Consider the following 12,033-nt stretch of genomic DNA (forward strand, 5'->3'; position numbering starts at 1 on the left):
ACTGCGGAGCCCGCGGGAAATTACACGACAGGCGGCTGCTTGCAACGGCGCAACTGCAGCAAGTATTGCACCGGACCGGAAGCGGCGTATGCAAGGAACAACAGCAGCAGGATGCGCGGCGGGTCAGTGAAGACCACGGCGAACGCCAGCACCACGACCAGGATCGCCACGAACGGCACGCGGCCGCGCAGGTCGAGGTCCTTGAAGCTGTAGTACTTGATGTTGCTGACCATCAGCATGCCGGCGGCAGCGACCATCAGCGCGACCAGCAGCGAGACCTTGGCGCCCTGGATGTCGAAGTCGGCGAAGGCCCATACGGTGCCGGCGACCAGTGCCGCGGCGGCCGGGCTGGCCAGACCGATGAAGTAGCGCTTGTCGGCCTTGCCCACCTGGGTGTTGAAGCGCGCCAGACGCAGCGCGGCGCCAGCGACATAGATGAAGGCGACCATCCAGCCGACCTTGCCCAGGCTGCTCAGCGCCCACTCGAAGGCGACCAGCGCCGGCGCGACGCCGAAGGCGACCATATCGGACAGCGAGTCGTACTCGGCGCCGAACGCGCTCTGCGTGTTGGTCAGGCGCGCGACCCGGCCATCGAGGCCGTCCAGCACCATGGCCACGAAAATGGCGATGGCGGCATTGGAGAACTCGCCGCTCATGGCATTGATGATGGCGTACAGGCCAGTGAACAGCGCCGCCGTGGTGAACAGGTTGGGCAGCAGGTAGATGCCGCGATGGCGGACCTTGCGACCTTCGGCGTCGTGGCCCTCTTCGATGTGCTCATCGATGGGCAGCAGACTTTCTTCGGTGTCGGAAGCCTTGTTCGGCTCCTCGTGACCTTCACTCATGGACGATTCCTTGAGAACTCGTTGAGGCTGAGATATGCCGGGGCACGCTACTGCGCGGACAGGCCCGGCGCCCCCGCTTTATACCAGATCACCACCCAAGAACGAAAAAACGCGGCAAGCGCCGCGTTTCTTCGGTTGTCGAAAAGACCTTAGTTCTTGGTCTTGTCGACGATCTTGTTGGCAGCGATCCACGGCATCATGGCGCGCAGCTTCTCGCCGACCACTTCGATGCCATGGGCAGCGTTGTTGCGGCGGTAGGCGGTCATCGACGGGTAGTTGGCGGCGCCTTCGGTGATGAACATCTTGGCGTATTCGCCGTTCTGGATGCGCTTCAGAGCGTTGCGCATGGCAGCACGGGATTCGGCGTTGATCACTTCCGGACCGGTCACGTACTCGCCGTATTCGGCGTTGTTGGAGATCGAGTAGTTCATGTTGGCGATACCGCCTTCGAACATGAGGTCGACGATCAGCTTCAGCTCGTGCAGGCACTCGAAGTAGGCCATTTCCGGGGCGTAACCGGCTTCGACCAGGGTTTCGAAACCGGCCTTGACCAGTTCGACGCAACCGCCGCAGAGAACCGCCTGCTCACCGAACAGGTCGGTTTCGGTTTCGTCCTTGAAGGTGGTTTCGATGATGCCGGTACGGCCGCCGCCGACGCCGCAGGCGTAGGACAGGGCGACGTTCTTGGCATTGCCAGAAGCGTCCTGGTAGATGGCGATCAGGTCGGGAATGCCGCCCCCCTTGACGAACTCGGAGCGTACGGTGTGGCCCGGGGCCTTCGGCGCGATCATGATCACGTCGAGGTCGGCACGCGGAACGACCTGGTTGTAGTGGATGGAGAAGCCGTGAGCGAAGGCCAGGGTGGCACCCTTCTTCAGGTTCGGCTCGATCTCGTCCTTGTACAGGCGGCCCTGGAACTCGTCCGGGGTCAGGATCATGACCACATCGGCAGCGGCAACGGCGGTCGCGACATCGGCGACTTTCAGGCCGTGGTTCTCGGCCTTGGCAACGGAGGAGGAACCCGCGCGCAGGCCGACGGTGACGTCGACGCCGGAGTCCTTCAGGTTGCAGGCGTGGGCATGGCCCTGGGAACCGTAGCCGATGATGGCGACTTTCTTGCCCTGGATGATGGAGAGGTCACAGTCTTTATCGTAGAAAACACGCATTTGGGTAATCCCCTGTCAGTTGGCCTCGTGGGCCTATTTCAAATCAGATGCTGAGAGTCTTGTCGCCACGGGCGATGCCGGTGACGCCACTGCGGACGACTTCGAGGATCGACGCGGTGCCGATGGCCTGGATGAAGCTGTCCAGTTTGTCGCTGGTGCCGGCCAGTTGCACGGTGTAGACGCTGCTGGTGACGTCGACGATCTGCCCGCGGAAGATATCGGTGGTGCGCTTGACCTCGGCGCGCTGGGCACCGGTGGCCTTCACTTTCACCAACATCAGTTCGCGCTCGATGTGCGCGCTTTCCGAGAGATTCACCAGTTTTACCACCTCGATGAGCTTGTTGAGGTTCTTGGTGATCTGCTCGATGACGTCATCCTGACCAACGGTGGTCAGGGTCAGGCGCGACAGCGTCGGGTCCTCGGTGGGAGCGACCGTCAGGGTTTCAATGTTGTAGTTGCGTTGGGAGAACAGGCCGACGACACGGGAGAGCGCGCCTGGTTCGTTTTCCAGCAGCAGGGAAATGATGTGTCGCATGATCAGGTACGCTCCGTCTTGCTCAGCCACATGTCGCGCATCGAACCGCCGCGGATCTGCATCGGGTAGACGTGCTCGCTGGTATCGACCTGGATGTCGAGGAAGACCAGGCGGTTCTTCATGGCGAACGCCTCTTCCATCTTCGGCTTCAGGTCCTTCAGGTCGGTGATGCGCATGCCGACGTGGCCATAGGCCTCGGCCAGCTTGACGAAGTCCGGCAGCGATTCCATGTAGGAGTGCGAGTAGCGGCTGTTGTACTGCATGTCCTGCCATTGGCGGACCATGCCCAGCGCACCGTTGTTCAGGTTGACGATCTTCACCGGCAGGTCGTACTGCAGGCAGGTGGACAGCTCCTGGATGTTCATCTGGATGCTGCCTTCACCGGTCACGCAGGCGACATCGGCGTCGGGGAAGTTCAGCTTCACGCCCATGGCGGCCGGGAAGCCGAAGCCCATGGTGCCCAGGCCGCCGGAGTTGATCCAGCGATTGGGCTTGTTAAAGCGGTAGTACTGGGCCGCGAACATCTGGTGCTGGCCCACGTCGGACGCCACGTAGGCATCGCCGTGGGTGACTTCGCAGAGGGTCTCGATCACGGTCTGCGGCTTGATGATGCTGCCGTCGCCCTTGCTGTAGGGGAACAGGCCGCGGTTGCCACGCCACTCTTCGATCTGCTTCCACCAGGCTGCCTGGGCTTCCTTGTTCGGGGTCTCGCCGATTTCCTTGAGGATCGCGACCATTTCGGTCAGGACGCTGTCCACCGGGCCGACGATCGGGATGTCGGCTTTGACAGTCTTGGAGATCGAAGCCGGGTCGATGTCGACGTGGATGATCTTGGCGTTCGGGCAGAACTTGGCGGCGGTCTCACCGTTGATCACGCGGTCGTCGAAGCGCGCACCGACGGCGAAGATCACGTCGGCATGGTGCATCGCCAGGTTGGCGGTGTAGCTGCCGTGCATGCCGAGCATGCCGACGAACTGGCGGTCGGTACCCGGGAAGCCACCCAGGCCCATCAGGGTGTTGGTCACCGGCACGTTGAGCATGTGCGCCACTTCGGTCAGCGGCTCGGCGGCATTGCCCATGATCACCCCGCCACCGGCGTAGATGATCGGGCGCTTGGCTGCCAGCAGCATCTCGGCAGCCTTGCGGATCTGGCCGGAATGGCCACGGACCGCCGGGCTGTATGAGCGCAGCTTCACTTTCTTCGGGTAGCTGTATTCGAATTTCTGGGTCGGATCGCCCATGTCCTTCGGAATGTCGATCACCACCGGACCGGGACGGCCGGACTGGGCGATATAGAAGGCCTTCTTGATGACCTCGGGGATTTCCGACGGGTGCTTGATGATGAAGCTGTGCTTCACGATCGGACGGGAGATGCCGACCATGTCGGTCTCCTGGAACGCGTCGGTACCGACCATGTTGCTCGACACCTGGCCGGAGATCACCACCATCGGGATGGAGTCCATGTAGGCGGTGGCGATGCCGGTAACGGCATTGGTCGCGCCGGGGCCGGAGGTCACCAGCACCACGCCGGGCTTGCCGGTGGCGCGCGCATAACCGTCCGCCATGTGGGTGGCGGCCTGCTCGTGGCGAACCAGGATGTGGGTCACTTCGTTCTCTTTGAAGAGAGCGTCGTAGATATGCAGAAGGGCACCGCCCGGGTACCCGTAGATGTACTTAACGCCTTCGTCACGCAGCGAGCGGACGACCATTTCAGCGCCGGATAAAAGCTCCACGTTGTCACCTCTAGAACGCGATTACGGACACCCCGACGTGGGGAACCGACTTGGATGGCTGCCCGGCAGACATGGGCGAATGTAATCGCCGGCTACGTCGACTGCCGATTGAGCAGAACCTGGAGACACTCCTGTTTGTGTTACGGAGAGCCTCCACCCAGCGCGAGGTAACGCGAAACAGGGTGAAACTTTGCGGCGCGGGTAGCACCTCTTGTCTGCCGAGTAAAACCAGCTTGCGGCCGGCCCACTGCAGCGAACTTTGGATTCTTCTGATTCAAGGGGGGCAAGTCAAGCCATATATGGCATTTGGATGAAGCAGGGATGTGAACTTTCTCAGAGTGAATAAGCTGCCGATTTGGTTATAGTTATCGACAGACTCCGCACCCCAAGGACCGACAACGCATGCGACGGACGATTTTCATGGGCAGCCTGCTGCTCGCGCTGGCCCCGACCGTGATGGCCGCACAGGTCTACAAATGGGTGGACGCCCAGGGTGTCACGCATTTCGGCGCGCAGCCGCCGGAAGGCACCAGCGCCTCGGCCGTCAACACCAACGCGGCCCCGCCCAAGCCGAGCTTCCCTCCGCCCGCCGCCCCCCAGCCGGCGCCGGCGGCATCCAGCACGGACGACGAGCAGAAAGCCCTGGATGAAAAGGTGCGGCAGGAAGTCGCACAGCAGGATGCCGCGCGGGCGAAGAATTGCTCGCAAGCGCGGCAGAACCTGGCTCAGCTGAAGAACAATCCACGCGTCCGCGTGCAGGAAAACGGCGAGTACCGCCGTATCACCGAAGAAGAGCGTCAGGCACGCATCGGCGAAAACGAGAAAGCCATCCAGGCAAACTGCAACTGATGCAGCGCGGGAGCGCTCAGCGCTCCCCGGTGATCAACTGGTCGAACGTGCCGAGCGCATCCAGCAGCGCCTGTACGCGCGCGCCTTCACTGGCATAGGCTTCCTCGGCGATCGCCCGGATGCCCGATGCGGAAGGCAGGTCCGCGCCAGTCTCGATGATCAGCTTCATGCGTGGCAGGAATATCCACTGCAGCCACTCCTCCAGCGCCAGCGTATCCACGCAGAACGGTTCGGGACTGGAAAGCCTTTCCAGCGAAGGACTCTCGTCACTCCACAGACCGACGGCACGCAGCTCGCGCTCGATCAGCAGCAGCTGATCGGCTATCGCCGGCAGACGATCATCCATCACAGGGTCACCTTGGCTTTCTGCCGGGCATCGGCGGCGCCGGCGGCGTCGCCCTGCTGTTCACGGCACTTGGCGATCAGGTCCCACAGGCTGGCCTGCAGGGTCGGTCGGCCGCCGGCCAGCGACAGGCCGCGCCGCGCCACCTGCTCGGCCTGCGCCGCGTCGCCCTGGGCCAGGCGCACCTGGGCCAGTTTGTAGAGCACCTGCGGCTCGCGCGGAGCGATGCGCTGGGCGCGCTCCAGGCTGGCGGCGGCGCCATTGAGATCGCCGCCGCCCTGCTGCTGCGACGCGGTGGTCAGCAGCGCCAGCACCGGGCCATCGAGCTGCTCGTCGGCCGCCAGGCCGGTGTTGTTCGACGGAATGCCCGACGGCCCACTGTAGGTGCCGCCCTGGGGGGACGGCGCCGCTGGCCGGGTCTGATACGCCGGCACCTGGTAGGTCTGCGACTGGAAGCCACCGGCCGAGGTGATACCGCCGGTGGTGGACACCGGCGGCTGCGAATAGGCCGAACCCGGCGTGATCGGCGCTGCGCTGATCGGCGCGGCGCCGGTCTGCGCCGGGAAGGTCTGGATCGGTGCGGCACCGGCATCCTGCGGCACCATCACGGTCACGCCGGAATCACCCTGCGGGACGCTCTGGCCGCCGCGGGCCGGGGCCGGCGCCTGATAATTGCCGCCGCTGCGGCCCACGTGCTCCTGGTTGGAAACAGCCGTACCGGAGTCCTGCACGGGAATCGCGCCGTGTTGCGGGGACGCACAACCGGAAAGAAGCGCCAGAGTCGCCGACGCCGCATACCAAGCTTTTCTCACTTCCAGACCTCTCGCATCAGTTCAGCCAGCCACGCACCCAGTCCATGACCTCGTTGGCCGGCGTCTGGTTTCCGCAACCGGCGCCGAGGGCCGGTTCGCTTCCTCGAATATAAGGCATCTGCACCGCGCCGGGGCAGTTGGCATCGGTGCCCTGTCCGGTGTGCGGATCGACCCACGCCTGTATCACATTATCCGGCATCGGCATGTCCAGCGGCAGCGGATCAGCCTTGCGCATGAAGCTGGTCCAGATCTGCAGCGCGCCGGTGGCGCCGGTGAGCGGCGTCTTGCCGTTGTCGTCGCGGCCGATCCAGACGACCGCCAGCAGGTCCTGGCCGAAACCGGAGAACCAGCTGTCGCGGGAATCGTTGGTGGTGCCAGTCTTGCCCGCCAGGGTCAGCGATGCCGGCAGCTGGTTGTAGACCGAGCGCGCGGTGCCTTCGCGCATCACGCGTTGCATGGCGTTCTGCACCAGGAAGATGGCCCCCGGATCGAAGCGCTGCTGGACCTGGAACGGGTAACGCTTGAGCGGCTGGCCGTCGGAAGCCAGCACGCTGCGGATGCTGCGCAGCGGCGTATTGAAACCGCCGCTGGCGATGGTCTGGTACATGGTCGCCACCTGCATCGGGCTCAGCGCGCCGGCGCCCAGCAGCATCGACGGGTAGGCCGGCCAGTTCGCCGAGACACCCAGGCGCTCCAGGGTCTTCAGTACGTTCGGCACCCCGAGGTCCAGGCCGAGCTTGGCGGTGGACAGGTTCAGCGAATTGGCCAGCCCCTGGTAGAGGAAGATCGTGCCGCGCGCCTGGTGGTCGTAGTTCTGCGGCTTCCACACCTGGCCGTCCTTGCCCTTCACCTGGAAGGGTTCGTCCTGGATATAGCTGGTCAGGGTGTACTGGCTCGGCTGCTCCAGCGCGGTCAGGTAGACCGCCGGCTTGATCAGCGAGCCGATCGGCCGCACTGCATCGATGGCGCGGTTGAAGCCGGCGAAGCGTGGGTCGCGGCTGCCGATCAGCGCCTGGATCTCGCCGGTTTCCGGGTTGGTCACCACCATGGCGGTCTCGGTCTCGGCGACGCCCTTGCGGCCTTCGAGGCGCTTGAAGGTTTCGCTGACGGCGGACTCGGCCTTCATCTGCAGGATGGGGTCGAAACTGGTGAAGATGCGCAACCCCTCCTCGGTCAGGTCTTCATCCCGGTAGTCCTCACGCAGTTGGCGCTTCACCAGGTCGAGGAAGGCCGGATAGGAGCTGTTGGCCATGCTGCCCTGGCGGGTCACGCCCAGCGGCGCCTGCTTGGCGGCGGCGGCTTCCTCGGGAGTGATCACGCCCTGCTCGGCGAGCACGTCGAGCACCACGTTGCGGCGCTCCAGCGCGCGCTCCGGATTGCGCCGCGGGTTGTAATAGGAGGGCCCCTTCACCATGCCGACCAGCAGCGCCACCTGCGGCAGCTTCAGCTCCGACAGCGGCTGGCTGAAGAAGTACTGGCTGGCGAGGCCGAAGCCGTTCACCGAACGCTGGCCGTCCTGGCCGAGGAACACCTCGTTCAGGTAGCTCTCGAGGATTTCGCGCTTGTCGTAATGCAGTTCCAGCAGCACCGCCATCATGGCTTCGGTGAGCTTGCGCGACAGGCTGCGCTCGTTGGTCAGGAAGAAGTTCTTCACCAATTGCTGGGTCAGGGTACTGCCGCCCTGGCGCAACTGGCCGGCGCTGGCGTTGACCCAGACGGCGCGGGCGATGGACTTGATCGAGACGCCGTGATGGGTCCAGAAATCGCGGTCTTCCACGGCCACCAGGGTGTCGATCAGGTACGGCGGCACCTGGTCCAGCTTGATCAGGATGCGGTCTTCGTTGTGCGCCGGGTACAGGCCGCCGATCAGCAGCGGCTCCATGCGCGCCACGGCGAGGTCCGAGCCATTGGCGCGGCTCAGCCCGGCGACGTAATCGCCGGAAAAGCGCACGCGAATCCGCTGCGCGGGCTCGGCGCCTTCATAGAACTGGAAGCCACGGGTATTGAGGTCGACCGAGTTGCCGGACACCGCGGCGGCGCCCGGCCCGTTCACCGCGCTCTCGCGGCGATAGCCCAGGGCGTCCAGCTCGCGCAGGAAGTCGTCCTTGCCCAGCTTCAGGCCGACGAACAGTTCCAGCGGACGGGCATACACCTTGGCCGGGATGGTCCAGCGCTTGCCGGAGAACTTCTCCTGGACAACCGCATCGAGGTACACGGCAAAACCGGCCAGCACCACGAGGCCGACCAGACCGAGCTTGAATGCCCAGCCCAGCCACTTGCGCATGGCAGGCGACGATTTGCCGCTTTTTTTACGGGATTTGGAAGATCGGGGACGCGTCATGGCGGCGCATTATACGTACTTTATCCACAGGGGACAGACACCGTGCCAGACGGTATCCGGATTCTTGCCAGGCGCTGGCGCGGGGCGGCGCCGGGACTGCCGAGCTTCGACCGCGAAGCGACGGATTGGTTGCCGGACGGTGTTTGCACCACCGGACCCAGCGGCCATAATGCCTGCCTCTCGAAAAATAGACAGACAAGGACATAACGTGAGCCAGACTCTGATCGCTGCGCTGCAGAACCCGGCGCTCTACCCTCATCCGGTCGAAAGCTTCCGGGTCATCGAAACCCACATTTCCTGGGTCCTGCTCACCGGCTCCTACGTCTACAAGATCAAGAAGCCCGTCAACTTCGGCTTCCTCGACTTCACCGACCTCGCCGCGCGCAAGCACTTCTGCGAGGAAGAGCTGCGCCTCAACCAGCGCCTCACCGAAGGCCTGTACCTCGACGTCCTGCCGATCACCGGCAGCGAGAGCGCCCCGCGCCTGGGCGGCGAAGGCCCGGCGATCGAATACATGATCCAGTGTCGCGAATTCCCGCAGACCCAACTGCTCAGCGAAGTGCAGGCCCGTGGCGAACTCGGCGCCGCGCATATCGACGGCCTGGCGCGGCAGATCGCCGAGTTCCACCTGCGCACCCCGCAGGTCCCGGCGCAGCACCCGCTGGGCACCCCGGACGCCTGCATGGCGCCGGTGCGGCAGAACTTCGAACAGATCCGCCCGCTGCTCTCGGACAAGGCCGACCTGCTGCAGCTCGACGCCCTGGAGGCCTGGGCCGAGTCGAGCTTCGTGCGCCTGCACGGCGTCTTCGAATCGCGCAAGGCCAACGGCTTCATCCGCGAATGCCACGGCGACATCCACCTGGGCAACGCCGCCATCATCGACGACAAGGTGGTGCTGTTCGACTGCATCGAGTTCAACGAGCCGTTCCGCTTCACCGACGTCACCGCCGACTACGCCTTCCTCGCCATGGACCTGGAAGACCGTGGCCTGAAGTGCCTGTCGCGGCGTTTCGTCAGCCAGTACCTGGAATACACCGGCGACTACCAGTCGCTGGACCTGCTGAACTTCTACAAGGCCTACCGCGCCCTGGTCCGCGCCAAGATCGCACTGTTCAGCCTGGCGCACCAGACCGACGCCGTGCAGAAGGCCGCGACCCTGCGCCAGTACCGCAACTACGCCAACCTGGCGGAAAGCTACAGCGCCATCCCGTCGCGCTTCCTCGCGGTGACCGTCGGCGTCTCCGCCGTCGGCAAGAGCCAGGTGGCCCTGCGCCTGGTGGAAGCCCTGGGCGCCATCCGCCTGCGTTCGGACGTCGAGCGCAAGCGCCTGTTCGGCGAGCAGAGCGCCGAGCAACGCGGCCAGCACCAGGCCGGCATTTATACAGCCGACGCCACGGCGGCGACCTACCAGCGCCTCAACACGCTGGCGGCGGATATCCTGCGCGCCGGCTATCCGGTGGTGCTCGACGCCACCTTCCTCAAGCGCGAACAGCGCGCGGCCGCCTGGAAGATGGCCGAGAAGACCGGCGTGCCCTTCCTCATCATCGACTGCCATGCCCCGGAAAGCGTCATCGCCGGCTGGCTCGCCCAGCGCGAAAGCGAAGGCAACGACCCGTCGGACGCCACCCTGCAGACCATCCAGGCCCAGCAGGCCGCCCGCGAGCCGCTCAGCGACGAAGAGCAGCAGCACAGCAAGCGCGTCGACACCCCGGACGCCGCCAGCCTGGACGCCCTGGTCGCCAGCATCCGCCAGCGCCTGCCGGGTCTCTGATCCCCGCCAGCCGGAGTCGCCAGCACGGCGGCTCCGCCCCCTCGCCCTGCCGCCCGCGCAGGGCGATATCACAAAGCCACGCTACACTTCCCTGGTGTGCCCGGCCGCCACGAGCAGTTCACGGCCCTTCAGATCCAATGCCCCTCGTGCCGCATCGCAAGGACCGACGATGAACGACGAACTGCTGCACCTGAAGAATCTTGGCAAGACTTCCGCCCAGTGGCTGCACGCCGTCGGCATCCACAGTGCGTCCGACCTCCGCCGGCTGGGCGCCGTAGGCGCCTACCGGGCGGTCAGGGCCCGCGGATTCCGCGCCTCGAAGGTGCTCCTGTACGCCATCGAAGGCGCCTTGCTCGACGTGCACTGGAACGACCTTCCACCCGCGCACAAAGCCGCGCTCCTGGGTGAGCTTGAGACTTTTCCCATGAGGAACAAGAGCTAGCTCACAAGCCCCGTGGGAAATTCTTTACGCAAAAGTACCTGCCCGCTTATGGTTTCAGGGCCCTTCGTGCGCCCTCGACTTGCCGCCATTCAAGGAATTACGGCCATGTACCTACTCGGTGAACAACCTGCCTATGCCGATCAACTGATCAACCGCCTGCAGGGTATTCCGGTGCAACTGCTCGCCGGTCTGGCGCCCTGCGACGAACCGATCCGCCTCGAACGCTCCGACGATCTGGAGGCCGAGCTGCCCGGCAAGCACCTGTTCCTCATCGAGAATGGCCTGGTCCATGCCCTGGTGGACGAACGCCCGCTGTTCTATCTGCAGGAAGGCGACCTGATCGGCCTGCGCCAGGGCATCGACCTGCCGCCCTGCCGCTACGTCAGCGAAGAACCGCTGTGCCTGATCCCCTATTCGCGCAGCGACGTGCTCCGCCACATCCATGACGACGAGCTGCGCCAGGAACTGTTCCTGCATTACCTGATCGGCCACACCGCCCTGCTCTCCGACGCCCTGGCGCACCTGAAGCAGCCGGAGATCCGCCCGGCCACCGGCTTCCAGCATTTCGCCGCCGGCGCCGAGCTGATCCAGCAGGGCGACGACGCCGAGCACGTGTTCATCATCATCGAGGGCCATGCGGAAGCCTTCGTCGACGGCCAGAAGGTCGGCGACGTGCAGAAGGACGAGATCTTCGGCGCCATGGCCGTGTTCACCCGCGAGAAGCGCAGTGCCTCGGTCATCGCCAGCGAACCGTGCACGGTGATGGTCATTCCCAAGGACCAGTTCCTCAGCCTGATGCAGAGCAACCCGCGCATCGCCCACAGCCTGATCGAAGGCATGGCGCGGCGCATCGACCTGCTGAACAAGGAAGTCACCCAGTTGCGCGTGCAACGCCAGGCGAGCTGAGGTTCGGCGCCCGCGAGCAGAAGCCCGGCCCAGTGCCGGGCTTCTGTTTTTTCGGGAGAGACTTTCGCGGACGCAAAAATTTCCGCAAAAGAGGTTGACTCTCAAATGATAATAGTTATTATTAGCTCACTGGCCGCGAGGCCAGTGGATAAGCTAGAGAGGCCAAGCAGTCGGACTCTTCAGATTATCTCCTCATCAGGCTAATCACGGTTTCGACCCGGCACTTTGCCGGGTCTTTTTTTGCCTGTGAAAAAGCGAGTCCCCACACATGCGGGACACGCAGGCCCTGT

At 64.4% G+C, this 12,033-nt stretch carries 11 protein-coding genes; 4 read left to right on the forward strand and 7 right to left on the reverse strand.

Annotated elements, in window-relative coordinates; genetic code table 11:
• Positions 1–20: 20 nt before the first annotated feature.
• The 4 genes from pssA to AC3B6A_RS23170 form a co-directional block, all read right to left on the reverse strand.
• Entirely contained in the window at positions 21–845 is an 825-nt protein-coding gene (gene pssA, locus AC3B6A_RS23155; RefSeq protein WP_488399441.1) for a CDP-diacylglycerol--serine O-phosphatidyltransferase, read from the reverse strand.
• Positions 846–994: 149 nt separating this feature from the next.
• Positions 995–2,011 carry a ketol-acid reductoisomerase gene (gene ilvC, locus AC3B6A_RS23160; protein WP_488399442.1) on the reverse strand — a complete coding sequence of 339 codons (1,017 nt, stop codon included), beginning with the start codon at positions 2,009–2,011 and terminating at the stop codon, positions 995–997.
• Between the two features lie 43 nt (positions 2,012–2,054).
• Entirely contained in the window at positions 2,055–2,546 is a 492-nt protein-coding gene (gene ilvN, locus AC3B6A_RS23165) for an acetolactate synthase small subunit (RefSeq protein WP_488399443.1), read from the reverse strand.
• Between the two features lie 2 nt (positions 2,547–2,548).
• Complete coding sequence (locus tag AC3B6A_RS23170) at positions 2,549–4,279, reverse strand: acetolactate synthase 3 large subunit (protein ID WP_488399444.1); 1,731 nt, start codon at positions 4,277–4,279, stop codon at positions 2,549–2,551.
• A gap of 402 nt (positions 4,280–4,681) precedes the next feature.
• On the opposite strand from AC3B6A_RS23170, the gene AC3B6A_RS23175 reads away from it, so the two are divergent.
• Complete coding sequence (locus AC3B6A_RS23175; protein ID WP_488399445.1) at positions 4,682–5,128, forward strand: DUF4124 domain-containing protein; 447 nt, start codon at positions 4,682–4,684, stop codon at positions 5,126–5,128.
• Between the two features lie 16 nt (positions 5,129–5,144).
• Here the strand turns inward: AC3B6A_RS23175 and AC3B6A_RS23180 are convergent, their stop codons facing one another.
• The 3 genes from AC3B6A_RS23180 to mrcB are packed head-to-tail and all read right to left on the reverse strand — an operon-like array spanning position 5,145 to position 8,624.
• The gene (locus AC3B6A_RS23180) at positions 5,145–5,474 is read right to left on the reverse strand and encodes a YqcC family protein (RefSeq protein WP_488399446.1); all 330 of its coding nucleotides are present in this window, start codon (positions 5,472–5,474) and stop codon (positions 5,145–5,147) included.
• The gene (locus AC3B6A_RS23185) at positions 5,474–6,283 is read right to left on the reverse strand and encodes a tetratricopeptide repeat protein (protein ID WP_488399447.1); all 810 of its coding nucleotides are present in this window, start codon (positions 6,281–6,283) and stop codon (positions 5,474–5,476) included. The genes AC3B6A_RS23180 and AC3B6A_RS23185 overlap by 1 nt, the downstream gene beginning before the upstream one ends.
• Before the next feature lie 16 nt (positions 6,284–6,299).
• Positions 6,300–8,624: a penicillin-binding protein 1B gene (gene mrcB, locus AC3B6A_RS23190; protein WP_488399448.1), complete on the reverse strand. Its 2,325-nt coding sequence runs from the start codon at positions 8,622–8,624 to the stop codon at positions 6,300–6,302.
• Between the two features lie 208 nt (positions 8,625–8,832).
• Between mrcB and AC3B6A_RS23195 the strand changes: the two genes are divergently transcribed.
• The 3 genes from AC3B6A_RS23195 to AC3B6A_RS23205 all read left to right on the forward strand — a co-directional run bounded on the left by AC3B6A_RS23195 (position 8,833) and on the right by AC3B6A_RS23205 (position 11,743).
• Positions 8,833–10,395, forward strand: coding sequence for a bifunctional aminoglycoside phosphotransferase/ATP-binding protein (locus tag AC3B6A_RS23195; protein ID WP_488399449.1), 1,563 nt, complete (start codon positions 8,833–8,835; stop codon positions 10,393–10,395).
• 169 nt (positions 10,396–10,564) lie between these two features.
• Positions 10,565–10,837 (forward strand): TfoX/Sxy family protein, encoded by a 273-nt coding sequence (locus tag AC3B6A_RS23200; protein ID WP_207882802.1) that lies wholly within the window; start codon positions 10,565–10,567, stop codon positions 10,835–10,837.
• A gap of 105 nt (positions 10,838–10,942) precedes the next feature.
• The gene (locus tag AC3B6A_RS23205; RefSeq protein WP_488399450.1) at positions 10,943–11,743 is read left to right on the forward strand and encodes a cyclic nucleotide-binding domain-containing protein; all 801 of its coding nucleotides are present in this window, start codon (positions 10,943–10,945) and stop codon (positions 11,741–11,743) included.
• Positions 11,744–12,033: the final 290 nt, after the last annotated feature.

The sequence above is a fragment of the Pseudomonas sp. B12(2026) genome (assembly GCF_057767015.1).